Here is a 17088-nt window from a genome sequence, read left to right as displayed (position 1 = left end):
CCTAGGGCCCGGCGCACGCTGCCGTCAGCCGCAAATCTGCAGAACAGGAGCCGCAATGGCGCATAGCCCGCAAGACTTCGACTGGGACGACCTCAAGCACCTGCTGGCCGTGGCTCGCCATGGCAGCACGCTGGCTGCTGGCCGCGCGCTTGGCCTGGACCAGTCCACCGTGCAGCGGCGCCTGACGCAGTTGGAGAAGCGCTTCGGCCTGCCGCTGGTGCAGCGTCAGCCGAGCGGCTACCGGCTCACCGAGTTCGGCCAGTCCCTGCTGCCCCATGCCGAACGCGTCGAGGAGGCGATCACGCAGTTCAAGCAGCAGCTCGTCGCTGCTACCGCCGAGGTGTCGGGCGTCATCCGCGTGACCTGCCCCGAGCCCATCGTCTTCCGCATCACCCAGTCGACGCTGCTCAAGCGCTTCAACGAGCGCCATCCCGCGCTGCAGGTGCACTTCGTCATGAGCGACAAATACGTGGATCTCGCAGCCGGCGAGGCCGATGTGGCGCTGCGCTCGGGTGACACCGGAGACGGGCCCGCCGGCGATCTTGTCGGCCGCAAGATCGCCGACTCCATCTGGGCCGTTTACGCCAGCAACGGCTACATCGAGCGCCACGGCCGGCCCGCGCGCGTCGAGGATCTGCCGGCGCATGCCCTCGTCGGCTTCGACGAGACCATGGCCAGGCACCGCATCGCCGGCTGGCTGCGCACGGTGGCGCCCGACGCGGTGCTCGTGGCGCGCAGCAACAGCGTGCTGGGTCTGGTCTATTCAGCCAAGGCCGGGGTCGGCGTCGCGCCCCTGCCCACAGCGCTGGGCGACGCCGAGCCCGACCTCATTCAGGTGATCGCGCCGGTGCCCGAGCTGACACGCATCTGGCGGCTGCTGACGACGACCGAGCTGCGGCAGACGCCGCGCGTCGCCGCCTTCTTCGACTTCATCGTCGACGAGATCGACGCGTTGCGGCCGATCCTGACCGGCTGATCAGTGCGCGCGGGCGCGGGCGGCCGCGTTGCGCTTGCGCGTCTCGGCGCCCTTCTTGGCCGACGCCGAGCGCTCGGCCGCCGTGCGGCTGGCTGCGGCCTTGCCGCCCAGCCGGCCGCCCTTGCGCGAGGGCTCGTGGTTCTCGGGCTGGCCACGGCCCGAGCCGGACTTCTTGCCGCCGCCGGTCTCCTTGTTGACCGTGGCCCAGGCGCGGGCCTCGGCCTCCTTCTCGGGCACGCCGCGGGCTTCGTAGCCCTTTTCGATGTGCTCGGCCTGCCGCTTTTGCTTGTCGGTATAGGACGACTTGTCACCGCGAGGCATGGCGTTCTCCGGGAGTTGAAAAGCGCAACCTTGCAACCCTCGCGTTTGCTCAGGCGTAGGACGGCGCCTTGCTTACGTTCAGTACAGGCGCACCGCCATGTCGAAATGCCAGCTGCGGCGAATCTCGACAACGTCGAAGTCCTTCAACAGCGCCGCTGGAAAGGCCGGGTAGTTCTCCTGGCTGCGCACGATGCGCGTGATGGCATCGTCGACGGCCGGCACTCCGCTGGAGCGCACGAAGGTGATGCTCTCCACCGAACCGTTGCTGCGCACGGCCACGGTGACGACGGCATCGCTGTGCGGCTGCCGGGCCACCTCGCGCGCCTGTTCGACACCGAGGTTGGACTCGATCTTGCGCGACCAGGCCTCGCCATAGGCCACCAGGTCGGCATTGGCATCCGTGCGGCCGAGCAAGCGGCCACGGCGCGCGGGCGCCCAGTCGGGCCGTTTGCGGTCGCCGTCACGTTGAGCGTCGCGTTGGGCGGCTTCTGCATCCAGCTGGCGGCCGATGGCGCGCTTGCGGGCTTCCCGCTGCTCTTCCTCGGCCCTGGCCTGCGCCTGGGCTGCAGCCAGCCTGGCCGCATCGATGCGGCCGGCTTCCAGCCGCGCGGCCTCTGCGCGAGCCGCCTGCTGCCGGCCAGCTTCCTCGCGCGCTGCCTCGGCGCGGGCCGCCTCGGCCCGCGCCGCGTCCTGGCGGGCAGCCTCCTGCCGGGCCGACTCCTGCGCGGCGGCGGCCTGGCGGGCCGCTTCCTGGCGCGCGGCCTCCACGCGCGCAGCCTCGGCACGTACGGCCTGCTGGCGCGCGGCTTCCTGCCGGATCTCATCCTGCCGCAGGGCTTCCTGGCGTGCCGATTCCAGTTGCCTGGCGCGCTGCTGCACCTCCTGCCGGGCGGTGTCGAGCTGGGCCAGCTCGGCCATGCGGCTCCGTTCGGTGGTCACGCGCAGCGCATCGCTGGCACCGCGCAGCCGCTCCATGGCCGGGCTGGATGCGGCGCCGAAGGCTGCCACGACGGCGGCCGGCCTGGCCGTGGCGAGCTGCGCCAGTTCCGCGCTGCGCCCACTGTTCGCCGCCAGCCGCTGCACATCGGCCGGCCGGCGCAGCGCCTCCACGGCCGGGCTGGACGCAGCGGCAAAGGTCGCGATGGGGGCGGCCTGCTTGCTGTCGAGCGGCGCCAGCTCGGCAATGCGCTGCTCTGCCTCCCGCTCGTTGGCCGGACGCGGGCTGTCGGCGCTGCGGCGCAGCGCTTCGACCACCGGTGCCGATGCGGCGCCCAGGGACGCGAAGACAGCGCTGGGCACCGCCGATGCCGCCGGCACGGCCCAGGCCGCGGGGCGTTCCACGGCCAGCGGCGCGGTGCCGCGCTCGGGCGGCGATGGCTCGGTCGGCGCGCTGTGCCTGGCCTCGGCCACGGCTTGCGCCTCGGGCGGCGCGGGCGCGGCCTCCGGTGCCGGGCGCTCGCTTGCCACAGGCGCTGCCGGCGCCAGCACCACGCGCAGATCGGGCAGCTCAAGCGCCCGCAATGCGCCAGCGCTGCCACCAAAGGTGAGGCTCAGCAGCAGCGCATGCGCCAGCAGCGACAGCGCCAGCGCCGGTGGCAACCGTCGGCGGCGGATCAGACGCAGCGCGGCGGCGCCGGTCATGCGCACGCCGCCGCCCTCCCCTGTCCTGTGTCAATGCCCCTGCATGTCATCAGGGCGATTGTCAGTGCCAGGCCCGTGCGGGCGGCATGCACACGCCCCCTCAAAGCCGGGTCTCAATGCGTGTCGTGGCCCCAGCAGGTCTGGGCGGCCGCGGCTTCATCGGCCTGGTAACCCATGACGCGCAGCAGCGCCGCACCCGGGTTGGCCGCCGGCGCGGAGCGCGGGTCCAGCGCCTTGGCGATGGTGTCGGCCAGACCCAGCAAGTGGGCCCGGCGCGTGCGGTCGCCACGGGCGGCGCCGGCACTGATGACACCCTTGAGCTCGACCAGTTCCGCCCTCATGCCGGCCTGGCCGTCGTCCTGGCCCAGCGGGTTGCCGAGGCTGAGGCGGGCGGTCAGGGTGTCGACATGGTGGCGCTGCAGGCTGCGGCGCGCCGCCGTGATGGGCGCGCTGCCGGGCAGCTCGGTGAACACGCCGCGGCGCAGGTCGGCCAGCAGGTCCTCCAGCCGATAGGCCCGGGCGCCGAGCGCGGCCTCCTGCGCCATCAGGCGCTGCGTGCGCGACGGTGCCAGCAGCTGGCGCAGCAGGGTGCGCTGGTTCATGCTGAGCGACATCGGCGCCTCCGAGGCACTGAGGCGCTGGACGATGGCCTCGTCCAGCAGCCACTGCGGCGTGGCCAGCGCCTGTTCGGCCAGGAACTTCATCGCCCTCACCTGGCGCTCGCGCGACACCGGCTCGGCGATGGCACCCGGCTGGTCGTTGTGCTTGTTCTGCACGTCAGAGCCGCCCACGACGGCCACGACGTGCGCCATCTCTCGGGCCCACTGCTGCCACACCCCGCGGTACAGCCGCTCCAGCAGCTGGTCGTCCTTGCCGTCCTGCGGCACGACGCCGGGCAGCATCTTCATGACGCGCTGGAGGTTGAGCAGGCCCAGGCCCGTGGCCGCCACCGCGTCGGCGTCGCCCACGGCCTCGACGTTCTCGCCAACGTCGCCGCCCTCGGCCTTGGGCGCATTGAAGCGCAGCCAGGGCGTGGCCTCCTGCTCGCGCGCCCACAGGTTGAGCTGCTGGCGTTCTTCTTCCGCCGTCTTGGCGCTCGGGATGGGCATATAGCCCCAGCGGGCGGCGAAGACGTCGTACGGCCCGATCCTGGGAATGAGCAGCGCCGGGTCGACCTTGTCCTGCGGCTGCACGACATAGTTGAAGCGGCTGTAGTCCATCAGCGACGGCGTGTGTCCCATGGACTTGAGCCATTGCGGGTCGCGCAGCCTGGCCACGGGGTAGAGCGAACTGGCCTTCATGTTGTGCGGGAAGCCCAGCGAGTGCCCCACCTCGTGCGTGACGACCATCGCGACGAGGTCGCCCACCAGGTCGTCCGGCAGCGGCAGCTTGCGGGCACGCGGGTCCAGCGGCCCGACCTGCGTCACGTACCAGTCCTGCTGCAGCTGGAGGATGTTGTGGAACATCACGATGTTGGCGTTCAGGATCTCGCCGCTGCGCGGGTCGGACAGGTGGGGGCCGTAGGCATTGGGAATGGGCGACGGCACCCAGCGGATGACGCTGTAGCGCACGTCCTCGGGGTCGAACTCGGGGTCTTCCTCGGCTGTCGGATAGGGCCGGGCCTGCACGGCGTTCTTGAAGCCGGCGGCCTCGAAGGCCGGGTTCCATGCCTCGATGGCCTTCTTCACATGGGGCACCAGCGCGGTGGGCGTGGCCTTGTCGATGTACCAGACGATGGGCTTGACCGGCTCGCTGATGGCCGCATCGCGGTCTTTCTTCTCCAGCCGCCAGCGCGTGATGAGACGCTCACGGCGGGCTTCCTGCAGGCCGTCGCCGAAGTCCATGCGGCTGATGCTGAAGAAGCCGACACGGTCGTCGAACAGGCGCGGCATCATGGGCTGCTTGGGCAGCTGCACGATGTTGTAGGCGAGGTTGAGCGACACGCTGCGCGAGGGCTGCATCGGCGGCACGATCGTCACGCCCGGTATTGCGGGCAGGGGCGCCGGCTGCGCCGCGATGTTGTAGGTCTGCACCGCGTCCACCCGCACGCTGCCGGGGAAGGCCTTGGTCTTCTCGACATAGCTGCGGCTGCTGTCCATCGAGCCGCGCACCATGGTGCGGGCGCTGAAGTCGCCTACCTCCGAAGCGAACAGCCGCGTGACCTCGATGACCGGCGCACCGCCCTTGCCGAAGGCCTCCACGGGGAAGACAGCCAGGATGGCATCGCGCTGGGACTGTCGCACGGCATCGGCCAGCACGTTGTCGGGCGCCGTCACGGCGCTGTGTGACACCAGCTGCAGCAACACGCGGTTCTGGTGCAGCACGAAGCGCAGCACGTCCTGGTTGATCGCGCGCCCGAGGTGATCCAGGCCCGCCGGCACAGCCGTGGCGTTGGCCACCATCAGCAGGGGCTGCTCCAGCAGCGTCTTGGGAATCTCGAAATACAGCTTGTTCTTGAGGCTGTGGACCGCGAACAGCCCCTGCTGCGTCTTGGCCTCCGCGGTGATGACCTTGTCGAAGGGCTTGGGCTCGCCCGGGTCCGGCAGGGTCAAACCGGGCCGCACCGGCAGCGTGGGGGCGGACGCTGCCGATGCGGGCGGCGCAGGCGGCGCAGGTGGTGTCTGCGCCAGTGCCTGGCCGGCGGCCAGGGTGAAGGTCAGCAGCGCGAGGCGGGCACGGCTGCAGCAGTTGTTGTTCATTGCATCCCTTGTCAACGTGCACCGCATGGTGCACGGCCGCGATGTTAGGGATGCCCGCAGCCCGCAACTGCTCAGGGGCTTGAGATTTATTACCGTCAGCGCGGCGACTTCACCAGGCCTTGAAGCGCCCCGTGATGTGGAGCATGTTCATGAACTGCAGCAGCCCGTCGTAGTAGCGCCACTTGCCTGTGGGCGGGTCGAGCGCCCAGAAGGCGTTCACAAAGGGCGCGGCCTGCGCCTCGTCGACGAGCAGCGCGGCCACGGCATTGCAGGCGATCAGGCCCTTGGACGGCTCGTCGTTGAGCGGCTTGCCGTCGACCGTGTAGAGGTGCGTGTAGGGCTGCTTCTGCGCGGCGAAGAAATTCAGCAGCTTGTGGCTGAGGCCGATGGCGGACGGGTTCTTGCCCCACCAGGCCTGGTCGACGCTCCAGTTCACCGCCGTGCGGAAGGCGTCGTAGCGGAAGTCCTCGTGGCCCTCCAGCACCTTGGGGCGGCCGTCGAAATGGGCGTAGTCGGGCGTCAGACCGGTCTTCGGGTGGGCAGCCTTGTTGAAATAGGCGCGGCTGATGTCGGCGATCTCGCTCCAGCGCTTGCGGTCCTCGGGCTTGGCGGCGCGGCGGGCCCAGATCTCGTAGAACGCCGGCAGGTGGTAGGACGGGTCGCTGAAGTCGGCGGCGTCGCCCACCGGCACGAAGACGACCTGGCCATGCTGCGGCGAGAACATCGAACGCGCGCCTTCCTTGACGCCGCCGTTCATCGTCTCCTTGTGCAGCATGGCCGTCAGGATCTCCTGCGCCTGGGCGTTGTAGTCGTAGACGCCCTTGCCGTTGCCCCAGCGCGAGGCCGCCATCAGCAGCGCGGTGGCGAAGTACTCCTCGCCGTCGGAGGCGGGCACGGCGTCCTTGCCGAAATCGCCGCAGCCGGCGGGCTGGCACTGCCAGCGGAAGTAGCTCTGGCGCGGGCCGGAGCGGTAGCGCATGTGCGTCCAGGTCCAGTTCCACAGCGCGTCAAACTCGGCCTTGCGGTCCATCTGCACCGCAATCATCATCCCGTAGGACATGCCTTCGCTGCGCACGTCGTTGTTGCCCACGTCCAGCACATAGGACGCCGGGCCGTCGGGCGTGGCCGCGGCGGGGAAGACGATGCGCTCGTCCTTGCCGCCTTCGAACAGCGAGGTCCAGTACGTGGCCAGCCTGGCGTTGATGGCGGCGTCCGTGATGTCGGGCCGCAGTTCGCGCAGCAGGTTGCGGTACTGGCCGGTCTGGGCGGCCGCCTTCGACACCTGCGGGGTCGTCGCCACCACGACGGGCTCCAGTTCCAGGCGCTGCAGCACGGCGTTGTCGTCCAGGCGCCAGACGCGGATGGTGTGCTTGCCGGCCGGCAGCGACACGGCGTCGGTGCGCAGCACGAAGTTGTTGTTGATGACGGCGCGCGACCAGTCCTTCTGCGGTTGCGTATCGGCTGCACCGGCGGTGGGGATGAGGTTGAGCTTGAGCGTCTGCGGCTTGCCGTCGCCGACGGCCACGGCGATGCGGATGCCATCGGCCTTGCGCACGTCGATGGTGGGGGCCATGTGCAGCAGCAGCGACCAGTTGCCGCGCTGGGGCATGTCGATGTCGTACTCCACGCGAACGTCATCGGCCACAGTGGTGGCGGCGCGGCCCTGCGGCAGCGCCATCGCGGCGCCCTGATGCTGGCCGAGGTTGGGAACGGCCGTCCACGTCAGGCCCTTGGCGCTGTTGGCGCTGTTGGCGCGGGCGAACTGCGTGGCCTCGATGACGTGCGAGTCAAAGGCGCCGGCGCGCTGCGCCACCGTCAGCTGACGCCGCACCGCCGCGGCATCCGCCGTGCCGGTCACGCGCTTCACGGCCGGCATGAGGTTCTTCTCCGGCTGCTGCCAGTTCGTGTAGCCGATGTGGACCTGCAGCATCATGCCGGCCCACTTGCCATTGGCGATGGCGTGGTACTGGTCGCTGATGGCTTGGTCGCGCGCGAAGGCGGCCTCGGCCTGGTCGGCAAAGACGTTGGCGCGCGGGTCGTTCTTCGCGGCCAGCGTGCGGTTCCAGGCCACCGCGTAGTACAGGCGGTAGAGGTTGCCCAGCGCGATGACCGGATGCTCGACCAACTGGAAGTACGCATCCAGCTGGTCGGGCCGCAGCGCGGACTTGACCTTCGCGACGCGCGCCTCCAGCGCATCCCACTCGGCGATGCGACGGCCGAAGTCGCCACCGTCCAGCGCGTCGGCCGTGGCCAGGCCAAGCCGGAAGCTGTTGGCGTCCACCAGTTCGGGCTTGCGGCGCGCGGCGTACTGGCTGTAGCGCGTCACAAGTTCGCCGATCTCGGCCGCATGCGCAGCGCCGAAGGTCGCCGCCGCCCAGTCCTTCGGGTAGGCCGCCAGCGCCGCCGGCGTCATGCGCTTGGGCGACCAGGCCATGTCCAGGAAGAAGCTGATGGGGAACTCGACCGGCTTGATGTCACCGACGTTGACGATCCACAGCGCATCGGCGCCATGCTCGCGCGCCAGGTCCATCTGCTGCCAGGTCTTCTCGATCTGGTTGGTGTTCAGCCACTTGTAGTTGCGCGGGCCGCCGACGTAGTCGAAGTGGTAGTAGACGCCGTAGCCGCCCGGGCGCTTCTTGTCCGCCTCCGGCAGGCGGCGGATCTGGCCCCAGTTGTCGTCGGCAAACAGCAGGAGCACGTCGTCGGGCACCTTCATGCCCTTGTCGTAGTAGTCCTGCACTTCCTTGTAGAGGGCCCACATCTGCGGCGTCTTCTCGGCGGGCTGCTTCGTCACGTCGGCAATGATCTGGCGCTGGTCCTTGACGACCGTTTCCAGCAACGTCGTCGCGGTGTCCTCGCTCATCGGCTCATCGCCGTCGCCGCGCATGCCCACGGTCACCAGCGTGTCGAAGGCCTTGCCGTCGGGCCGGCCCATCATGCGCTGGACACCGCCGCGCCAGAACTCGCGCAGCTGCGGTGCGTTCTTCGCGTAGTCCCACGCACCGCCCTTGAAGCGGTGCCACTCGTCGTGGGCACGGGTCAGCGGCTCGTGGTGGGAGGTGCCCATGACGATGCCCATCTCGTCGGCCAGCACCATGTTCCTCGGGTCGTCGGCATTGAAGGCGCGTGGCGGCCACATGGCGGGCCAGAGGTAGTTGCCCTTCAGGCGCAGCAGCAACTCAAACACGTGGGCGTACATCTTCGAATTCGCGCCGCCGAATTTCTTCTCGGCCCAGGTGCTGAGGGCCGGCGCCTCGTCGTTGATGAAGATGCCGCGGTACTTGACGCCCGGCTGGTCGCCGCGCGCACCGGGGGTGATGAAGACCTCTCGCTGCTTCGCGACCGGCACGTCCGCCCACCAGTGCCAGGGGCTGACGCCGATGCGCGCCGACAGGTCGTAGGCGCCAAAGACCGCGCCGCGCCGGTCCGAGCCGACGATGACCAGCGCCCGGTCCACGCCCTTGAAAGGCTTGTCGACGACGACCTGCCGGAAGGCTTCCCACTCACCCTTCAGGCCCTTCAGGTCGGCGCTCTTGAGCTTGCCGGCAGCCACCAGGCCATCGACCAGCGGGCTGCGCCCCAGTTCGCCCACGAGCACGACCTCGCGCGGCGCACCCGCCACGCCGGTCAATTGCGCGGCCGGCTGGCCGGACACGGCCCCCAAGTCGGCGGCAAAGCTGCGGCCGACATGCTTGAGCGCCGGATCGGCACCGGCCTCGACGATGACGGCCGCCGGTTGGCCGGCGCGCACCAAGCCGAAACTCTGCCCTACGTCGCGCGCGCAGACCGACGCCGGGTTGTCGCAGGCCGCGGCGCCCGCGCCGGCTGCGGCCAGCCCGAAACCAAAGGCGAGCTGCTTGAGCCGGGACACAAACAGCCGGGTCCCGGCTTCAAAAAGGAAGGTCATGGAGTCAAATGGTTGCGCGATCATTTGCAGTTTACGGAGATATAGTCTTGCGACCCCTCCAGGGAAACCACTAAGTTCAGCGGCCGAACCAATCCGTATGATAGCGATACCAGTGTGAAGACATATCCTCAAAACAAGATGTCGCTGTCACGGCGCTCCGCCACCCAAGCTCTGGCCCTCGGCGCCGCCTCTGCGGCACTCGGAGGTTGCGCCACGACGCCCGCGGGTGAGCCGACGCTGGACCAGCTGGCCCGCGCCAAAGGCCTGCGCTTCGGCAGCACGCTGGGCAGCATCGGCCGCAGCTCCCGGTTTCACGACCTCGCCTACCGCGACCTCACCGGCCGCGAGTGCAGCGTGCTCGTTGCCGAAAACGAAACGAAGTGGCAGGCGCTGCGCCCCGACCCCACCAAGCCCTACAACTTCGCCCCCGCCGACGAGATGTTCGCCTGGGCCAAGGGGCGCGGCATGGCGCTTCGCGGCCACACGCTGCTGTGGCTGGAGCCCAAGTGGCTGCCGGGCTGGGTCAATGCCTTGAACTACGGCGCCGGTGATGGCGAGGCCGCCCGCCGCGTGCTGACCGAGCACATCCGCACCACCTGCGGCCATTTCGGCAACAGCCTGGAGAGCTGGGACGTCGTCAACGAAGCCATCTCCCCCGAGACCGGCGAGTTGCACAGCAACGTCTTCAGCGCGCCCTTCGGCGGCGGCAGTGCCGGCGGCGTGGCGCAGATCGACTTCGCCTTCCGCCTCGCGCGCGAACACGCACCCACGGCCCAGCTGGTCTACAACGACTACATGAGCTGGGGCCATGGCAGCGCAAAGCATCGCGCCGGCGTGCTCAAACTGCTGACCGACCTGAAGCGGCGCGGCACGCCGGTGCAGGCGCTGGGCGTGCAGGCGCACATCGGCAACTGGGTCAAGCCGGGCGACCCCGTCGACGTGCCCGCGCAGCGCGCTGCCGAATGGCGCCGCTTTCTCGACGACGTGATGGCCCTGGACCTGGACATCCTCATCACCGAGTTCGATGTGAACGACCGGGGCATGCCGGCCGACATCGCCCAGCGCGATGCCGCCGTGGCCGCCTATGCGCGCGAGTGGCTGGACGTGACACTCGCGGTGCCGCGCCTGCGCCGCTTCCTGTGCTGGGGTCTGGCTGACAAGCACAGCTGGCTGCAGGGCTTCGACCCGCGCGAGGACAAACTGCCCAAACGCGGCCTGCCCTACGACGATCAACTCAACGCCAAGCCCCTTCGCGCAGCCATAGCCGCCGCCCTGCGCGCAATGCCCGCGCGCTGACCGCACCGCCACCGCCCATGACCACTCTCACCGACAGCTCGCCCGAGCAGATCCGCGCCGCCTGCGCGGCCGCGGCCGAAGCAGCGCCCACCTGGGCCGCCGCCCCCATCGCCCGCCGCGCTGCGCTGCTGCATTCGCTGGCCGGCGTGCTGCAGTCCGCCCGCGAGGCCCTCGTCACGCTGGCCGACGAGGAAACCCACCTGGGCCCGGCGCGCCTGAACGGTGAGCTGGACCGCACCTGCTTCCAGCTGCGCGGCTTTGCCGAACGCCTGGACGCCGGCGCCGCCCAACCCGTGCAGGACGACCCCGCCGTGCCCGGCGCGCCGCCCGCCGGCCGCCCGCGCCTGACGCGTGTGGCCGTGCCCATCGGCCCGGTGGCCATGTTCGCGGCCAGCAATTTCCCCTTCGCCTTCAGCGTGCTGGGCGGCGACACGGCCTCGGCGCTGGCCGCCGGCTGCACGGTCGTCGTCAAGGCCCACCCGGGCCACCCGCTGCTGTCGCGCGCCATGTTCGAGCTGGCCGCCGCCGCCATCGCCGCGCAGGGCCTGCCCGCCGGCATCCTGCAGATGGTGGAGGGCGCCGGCATCCCGGTCGGCGTGGCGCTGGTGCGCGACCCCGCGATTGCCGCGGCCGCCTTCACCGGCAGCGTGCGTGGCGGGGTGGCCTTGTGGCGCGAGGCCAATGCCCGGCCTCGCCCCATTCCCTTCTACGGCGAACTGGGCTCCATCAACCCGGTCGTCGCCCTGCCCGGCGTGCTGGCCACCCACGGCGCAGCGCTGGCCACGCAGCTGGCCGGCAGCATCGTGCAAGGCTGTGGCCAGTTCTGCACCAGCCCCGGCCTCGTCATCGTCCGCGACGACGAAGCCAGCCAGGCCTTCGTGCGCCAGCTGGCCGAGGCCCTGGCCGCCGCCACGCCACACGCGATGCTGAACGCCGGCATACGCGCCGGCTTCAACGCCGGTGTGGCCCGCCTGCACGGCCGCACCGGCGTGAAGTCGCTGGTGGCCTTGCCCGCACGCGAAGCGGCACCGGGCGCCCATCTCTTCGCCACCGATGCCGCCAGCTTCCTGGCCGACGAGCTGCTGCACGAAGAAGTCTTCGGCCCGAGCTGCATCGCCATCACCGTGCGCGATGCCGCCGAGACGCTGCGCGTGCTGCAGGCCGTCCAGGGTACGTTGACCGTCACGCTCTGGGGCGCCGACGCAGACAGCGCCGAGAACCGCGACCTGGTGCGCGCCGCCCAGGCCATCGCCGGCCGCGTGCTGTTCGCCGGCGTGCCCACGGGCGTGGCCGTCACCGCCGCCCAGCAGCACGGCGGCCCGTGGCCGTCGTCGACGAATGGGTTCAGCACCAGCGTCGGCTATGCCGCGATGGAGCGCTTCTTGCGCCCGGTCGCTTTGCAGGACGCGCCGGCCTGGCTGATCGATGCGCGAGGCCAGGCATGAGGAAAGTGGAAAATCTGCGCAGCGCACGCTGGTTCGCCAAGGACGACTTCCGCAGCTTCGGCCACCGCAGCCGCGTGCTGCAGATGGGCTATGCGCCGGAAGACTTCATCAACAAGCCGGTCATCGCCATCGTCAACACCTGGAGCGATGCCAACCAGTGCCACACCCACTTCAAGCAGCGGGTGGAGGACGTCAAGCGCGGCATCCTGCAGGCGGGCGGCTGGCCGCTGGAGCTGCCGGCCATTTCGCTCAGCGAGAGCATGGTCAAGCCGACCTCCATGCTCTACCGCAACTTCCTGGCGATGGAGACCGAGGAGCTGCTGCGCAGCCACCCGGTGGACGGCGCCGTGCTGATGGGCGGCTGCGACAAGACGACGCCTGGCCTCTTGATGGGCGCGCTCAGCATGGGCCTGCCTTGCATCTACCTGCCGGCCGGCCCCATGCTGCGCGGCAACTGGCGCGGGCAGGTGCTGGGCTCGGGGTCGGACGCCTTCAAGTACTGGGACGAGCGCCGCGCCGGCCGCCTGACTGACCAGGCCTGGGCCGAGATGGAGGCCGGCATCGCCCGCAGCCATGGCACCTGCATGACCATGGGCACGGCGGCCACCATGATGGGCATTGCCGAAGCCATCGGCTTCACGCTGCCCGGCGCCAGCAGCATCCCCGCGCCTGACGCGAACCACGTCCGCATGTCGGCCGAGTGTGGTCGGCGCATCGTGCAAATGGTGTGGGACGACCTGACCCCGGCGAAGCTGCTCAGCAAAGGAAGTTTCGCCAACGGCATCGCCGTCGCGATGGCCATGGGCTGCAGCACCAACGCCATCATTCATCTGGTGGCCATCAGCCGCCGCGCGGGGCTGCCCGTCACGCTGGACGACTTCGATGCGGCCAGCCGCCACGTCGGCGTCATCGCCAACATCCGGCCCAGCGGCGACCGCTACCTGATGGAAGACTTCTTCTATGCCGGCGGCCTGCCGGCCATGATGAATGTCATGCGCGACAAGCTCGACTTGTCGGCACTCACCGTCAACGGCCGCACGGTGGCCGACAACATAGCCGGCGCCGAGGTCTTCAACAGCGACGTGATCCGCCCGCTGGACAACCCCATCTACGCCGAAGGCGCGCTGGCCGTGCTGCGCGGCAATCTCGCGCCGGACGGCGTCGTCATCAAGCCCAGCGCCGTCGCGCCCCACCTGCTGCAGCACACCGGCCGCGCGCTGGTGTTCGACGACTACCCCAGCCTGAAGGCCGCGGTGGACGACCCGGCTCTCGACGTCACCGGCGACGACATCCTCGTGCTGCGCAACGCCGGCCCCAAGGGCGCCGGCATGCCGGAGTGGGGCATGCTGCCCATCCCCACCAAGCTGCTCAAACAAGGCGTGACCGACATGCTGCGCCTGTCAGACGCCCGTATGAGCGGCACCAGCTACGGCGGCTGCCTGCTGCACTGCAGCCCCGAGGCCTTCGTCGGCGGGCCACTGGCGTTGGTGAAGACGGGCGACCGCATCACCGTTGATGTACCTGCTCGCACCATCCACCTCGAAGTCAGCGACGAGGAACTGGCCGCCCGCCGTGCCGCGTGGACGCCGCCGCCCGCCCGCTACGAACGCGGCTACGGCTGGATGTTCGGCCGCCACATCCTGCAGGCCCACGAGGGTTGCGACTTCGACTTCCTCGAAACCCAGTTCGGCGCCCCGGTGCCGGAGCCGGTCATCTACTGAGCATCGACGCCATGAATCCCGATACCCGCAAGAAGCTCATGGGCGTCAGCACCGCCACGCTGTGCACCGCCCTGTTCAAGCGCGGCCTGAAGAACCAGTTCATCCAGGGCGTGCTGCCTCTCAATCCCGGCCTGCCCAACATGGTCGGCCCCGCCTACACGCTGCGCTACATGCCGGCGCGTGAAGACCTGAACGACATCAGCGTGTTCAAGGACCGTGCCCATCCGCAACGCGTCGCGGTCGAGCAATGCCCAGAAGGCGCCGTGCTCGTCATCGACAGCCGCAAGGACGCCCGTGCTGCGTCGGCCGGCGGCATCCTCGTCGCACGGCTGATGGTGCGCGGCGCGGCCGGTGTGGTCACCGATGGCGGCTTCCGCGACAGTCCCGACATCGCGAAGTACACGATGCCGGCCTACCACTCGCGCCCGAGCGCGCCCACCAACCTGACGCTGCACCAGGCCATCGCCATCAACGAGCCCATCGGCTGCGGCGACGCGCCGGTGTTCCCCGGCGACGTCATCGTCGGCGATGCCGAAGGCGTCATCGTCATCCCGGCGCACCTGGCCGACGACATCGCCAACGAAGCCGTCGAGATGACCGTGTTCGAGGACTTCGTGCAGGAAACCGTCATGGCCGGCCGCAGCGTGCTGGGCCTGTATCCGCCCACAGACCCCGACGTCGCCGGCCTTTTCGCCGCGTGGCGCCAAGCCAAAGGTCGTTAACCCATGCTGATGAAAGCCATGTCGATGAAAGCCGAAAGCAGCAGCGGGCAGGCCCAGCTCAAGCGCGGCAACCGCATGGCACTCATCCGCCAGCTGCGCGTGCAGCCGGGCCAGTCGCGTGTCGACCTCGCCAACGCCCTTGGCCTCACCAAATCCACCGTCAGCGCGCTGGCGCGTGAGTTGATCGACGAGGGCTGGCTGGTGGAGCGCGAGGTGCTCGTCACCGGCGACATCGGCCGCCGCCCGACGCCGCTGTTCGTCGACCCGACGCGGCTGCTGCTGTTGGGTACCCAGGTCGGCATCGGCCATGTGCGTGTCGTGCTGACCTCGCTGACGGGCGAGGTGCTGGCGGCCCAGAGCGGCAGCTACGACACCGGCATGGACGTCGAGGTCTGCATCCAGGAATTGACCCACACGATGCTGGACGTGGCCGCCGGTTGCGGCGAGTCGCAACGCATCATCGGCATCGGCGTGGGCCTGCCCGGCGGCGTGGACCAGGCGCGCGACCAACTCGTCTTCGCACCTCATGTGCACTGGCACCAGGCGCCCTTTGGCTCCCTGCTGCGGGACGCACTGCAGGGCACGCCGCTGTCCGGCGTGCCTGTCTTCATGCAGAACGACGCCGATGTCGCCGCTTTGGGCGAGAGCGAGTTCAACCCATCACCGGTGGCCGACCCGCTGCTGCTGGTTCTTGTCGGCGAAGGCGTCGGCGCCGGCCTCATCGTCGGCGGCCGCTTGCTGACCGGCGCACGCGGCCTGGCCGGCGAGGTCGGCCACATGGTGCTGCAGATCGACGGCCCGCTTTGCTCCTGCGGCCGCCGTGGCTGCGCGGAGGCGCTGATCGGCAACCGGGCGCTGCTGCAGCAGGACGGCGACGCGGCCTCTGCACCCGACGTGGCCAAGGCCGGGCAGTACCTGGGTGTGCTGTTGCAGAACCTGGCCGTCGCCTACGACCCGGCCTGCATCGTGCTTGGCGGCCCGGCTGTGGCACTGGGCGACGCGCTGCTGACGCCGGTGCGCGCAACGCTGCGGCAGTATGCCCAGGCGGCGCGGCTGCCCGAGCCCACCCTGCGCGTGGCCCGCTTCGGCGCCGACCTCATCGCCGTCGGCGCTGCGGCATTGGCCGGCTACCGGTTGACGCAGCCGACGCTGGCCTGAGTTCGCTGCTCAGCGGCCCGACCGTTTCTTGATCTTGTCGATGCCGGCCTTGGCCAGGCCGAGCGTGCGCTTCGCGGCTTCCTCGACCCGCTCGGGTGCGGGCAGCTTGTCCTGGGCCCACGCGGCCGCCTTCTGCACCGACTGCTGAACCTGGGTCGCGGCCGTGCTCGTCGCGGCCTGCAGCTGTTCAGGCGACGGCAGGCGCTCACGCGTCCAGTCGGCGGCATCCTTGGCCGACGTGCCCAGTTGCTCGGCACCCGACCTGGCGCCTTGCCAGGCCTTGCTCGCCACGGTGCCGGCCGCAGCCTGCAGTTCCTCCGGCGAAGGCAGGTGCTCGCGCGTCCAGCCGGCCGCCTCCCTCGCCGACGTACCCACCTGCTCGGTCGCCTTGGCCGCGCCCGCCATGGCCATCGAACTGGCCGTCATCCAGGCCTTGGTCAGCGGCCCGTCCGGCTCCTCAAGCAGCAGCGCGAGGCTGGCCGCCAGCGCCGCCTCCTCCTCGTCGGACAGCGGCCCGCCGGCCTCCAGCAGCCGGCGCAGGAACTCGCCCAGATCGGTGGCGATGGCCTTGTGGTTGCAGTCGGGGTTGGCATGCAGGAAGGCCGACAACTCGGCCGCCATCTCCTCGACCGAGCCCTGCATGACGCCCGGCTCGATCTGCGTGATGGCTTGCGTGACGAAGCTGTCGTCCAGGCCCCAGTCGTCCACCAGGTGCTGCACCAGCGCCTGCCGCTCGGCGGGCTCGATGACGCCATCCACCGCGGCCAGCCGCAGCGCCAGCGGCGCGATGAGGTCGAACAGCGCCAACCCCAGCGTGTCCAGCGGCGTGTTCAGGAACTTGGGGATCTCGATGATGCGCGAGCCCTTGGTATCGCCCAGCCAGCGGTACAGGCCGTAGCAGGCGCCGCCGGAGGCGACCGCAGCGAGCGCCACCCAGCCAATGGGCGTGGTGGCCGCGCCGATGCCCAGCACGCCTGACTTCACGAGGGCTGCGCCCGCGCCTGCGGAGCCCAGCACGTCCCAGACCTCGCGGGTGCGGTTGATCATGCGCAGCGAGGCATATGAGTTCTCGCCAATCGCCAGCCTGGCCTTGAAGCGGAGGGGTTCGGAGACGACTTGCGCGACGCCCTCAAGCGCCGTTCCGGTTTCGGCTGAGTTCAATGTCGGCTGCTGCTCAGTGCTCATGGCAGCCAATATAGAGG

Annotated in this window: 11 protein-coding genes; 6 read left to right on the top strand and 5 right to left on the bottom strand. The window is 70.0% G+C overall.

Features of this window, described 5'->3' with window-relative positions:
- Nucleotides 1–55: 55 nt before the first annotated feature.
- Nucleotides 56–976 (top strand): LysR family transcriptional regulator, encoded by a 921-nt coding sequence (locus tag AC0IZJ_RS10985; RefSeq protein WP_471849533.1) that lies wholly within the window; start codon nucleotides 56–58, stop codon nucleotides 974–976.
- On the opposite strand, the gene AC0IZJ_RS10980 is transcribed toward AC0IZJ_RS10985, so the two are convergent.
- The 4 genes from AC0IZJ_RS10980 to AC0IZJ_RS10965 form a co-directional block, all read right to left on the bottom strand.
- On the bottom strand, nucleotides 977–1297 hold the full coding sequence (locus AC0IZJ_RS10980; protein ID WP_471849531.1) for a plasmid stabilization protein: 321 nt from the start codon (nucleotides 1295–1297) through the stop codon (nucleotides 977–979). It abuts the gene before it with no gap.
- Between the two features lie 78 nt (nucleotides 1298–1375).
- Nucleotides 1376–2938 carry a TonB C-terminal domain-containing protein gene (locus AC0IZJ_RS10975; RefSeq protein ID WP_471849529.1) on the bottom strand — a complete coding sequence of 521 codons (1563 nt, stop codon included), beginning with the start codon at nucleotides 2936–2938 and terminating at the stop codon, nucleotides 1376–1378.
- 113 nt (nucleotides 2939–3051) lie between these two features.
- Nucleotides 3052–5637, bottom strand: coding sequence for a zinc-dependent metalloprotease (locus AC0IZJ_RS10970; RefSeq protein WP_471849527.1), 2586 nt, complete (start codon nucleotides 5635–5637; stop codon nucleotides 3052–3054).
- 109 nt (nucleotides 5638–5746) lie between these two features.
- The gene (locus AC0IZJ_RS10965; RefSeq protein ID WP_471849525.1) at nucleotides 5747–9544 is read right to left on the bottom strand and encodes a glycosyl hydrolase family 8; all 3798 of its coding nucleotides are present in this window, start codon (nucleotides 9542–9544) and stop codon (nucleotides 5747–5749) included.
- A gap of 138 nt (nucleotides 9545–9682) precedes the next feature.
- Here AC0IZJ_RS10965 and AC0IZJ_RS10960 point away from each other — a divergent pair, with 138 nt between their 5' ends.
- The 5 genes from AC0IZJ_RS10960 to AC0IZJ_RS10940 are packed head-to-tail and all read left to right on the top strand — an operon-like array spanning nucleotide 9683 to nucleotide 15886.
- Nucleotides 9683–10840, top strand: a complete 1158-nt coding sequence (locus tag AC0IZJ_RS10960; protein ID WP_471849523.1) for an endo-1,4-beta-xylanase — start codon at nucleotides 9683–9685, stop codon at nucleotides 10838–10840.
- A 17-nt stretch (nucleotides 10841–10857) separates the two neighbouring features.
- On the top strand, nucleotides 10858–12285 hold the full coding sequence (locus AC0IZJ_RS10955) for an aldehyde dehydrogenase (NADP(+)) (RefSeq protein ID WP_471849521.1): 1428 nt from the start codon (nucleotides 10858–10860) through the stop codon (nucleotides 12283–12285).
- Nucleotides 12282–14006 (top strand): L-arabinonate dehydratase, encoded by a 1725-nt coding sequence (gene araD, locus AC0IZJ_RS10950; protein WP_471849519.1) that lies wholly within the window; start codon nucleotides 12282–12284, stop codon nucleotides 14004–14006. The genes AC0IZJ_RS10955 and araD overlap by 4 nt, the downstream gene beginning before the upstream one ends.
- 11 nt (nucleotides 14007–14017) lie before the next feature.
- Nucleotides 14018–14728 (top strand): ribonuclease activity regulator RraA, encoded by a 711-nt coding sequence (locus AC0IZJ_RS10945; RefSeq protein WP_471849517.1) that lies wholly within the window; start codon nucleotides 14018–14020, stop codon nucleotides 14726–14728.
- Between the two features lie 3 nt (nucleotides 14729–14731).
- Nucleotides 14732–15886 carry an ROK family protein gene (locus tag AC0IZJ_RS10940; protein ID WP_471849515.1) on the top strand — a complete coding sequence of 385 codons (1155 nt, stop codon included), beginning with the start codon at nucleotides 14732–14734 and terminating at the stop codon, nucleotides 15884–15886.
- A 9-nt stretch (nucleotides 15887–15895) separates the two neighbouring features.
- Here AC0IZJ_RS10940 and AC0IZJ_RS10935 read toward each other — a convergent pair whose 3' ends face one another.
- A complete protein-coding gene (locus AC0IZJ_RS10935) occupies nucleotides 15896–17071 on the bottom strand; it encodes a tellurite resistance TerB family protein (protein WP_471849513.1) in 1176 nt (391 codons plus the stop codon).
- Nucleotides 17072–17088 lie beyond the last annotated feature (17 nt).

This window comes from Roseateles sp. AC306 (assembly GCF_979253795.1).
Note: the sequence above shows the minus strand (reverse complement) of the source record. Positions and strands in the feature narration are given on the sequence as shown.

Bases quoted from the DNA above. Each gene is read 5' to 3' on its own strand.
- AC0IZJ_RS10985 (WP_471849533.1), top strand. From the start codon at position 56: ATGGCGCATAGCCCGCAAGACTTCGACTGGGACGACCTCAAGCACCTG.
- AC0IZJ_RS10980 (WP_471849531.1), bottom strand. From the start codon at position 1,297: ATGCCTCGCGGTGACAAGTCGTCCTATACCGACAAGCAAAAGCGGCAG.
- AC0IZJ_RS10975 (WP_471849529.1), bottom strand. From the start codon at position 2,938: ATGACCGGCGCCGCCGCGCTGCGTCTGATCCGCCGCCGACGGTTGCCA.
- AC0IZJ_RS10970 (WP_471849527.1), bottom strand. From the start codon at position 5,637: ATGAACAACAACTGCTGCAGCCGTGCCCGCCTCGCGCTGCTGACCTTC.
- AC0IZJ_RS10965 (WP_471849525.1), bottom strand. From the start codon at position 9,544: ATGACCTTCCTTTTTGAAGCCGGGACCCGGCTGTTTGTGTCCCGGCTC.
- AC0IZJ_RS10960 (WP_471849523.1), top strand. From the start codon at position 9,683: ATGTCGCTGTCACGGCGCTCCGCCACCCAAGCTCTGGCCCTCGGCGCC.
- AC0IZJ_RS10955 (WP_471849521.1), top strand. From the start codon at position 10,858: ATGACCACTCTCACCGACAGCTCGCCCGAGCAGATCCGCGCCGCCTGC.
- araD (WP_471849519.1), top strand. From the start codon at position 12,282: ATGAGGAAAGTGGAAAATCTGCGCAGCGCACGCTGGTTCGCCAAGGAC.
- AC0IZJ_RS10945 (WP_471849517.1), top strand. From the start codon at position 14,018: ATGAATCCCGATACCCGCAAGAAGCTCATGGGCGTCAGCACCGCCACG.
- AC0IZJ_RS10940 (WP_471849515.1), top strand. From the start codon at position 14,732: ATGCTGATGAAAGCCATGTCGATGAAAGCCGAAAGCAGCAGCGGGCAG.
- AC0IZJ_RS10935 (WP_471849513.1), bottom strand. From the start codon at position 17,071: ATGAGCACTGAGCAGCAGCCGACATTGAACTCAGCCGAAACCGGAACG.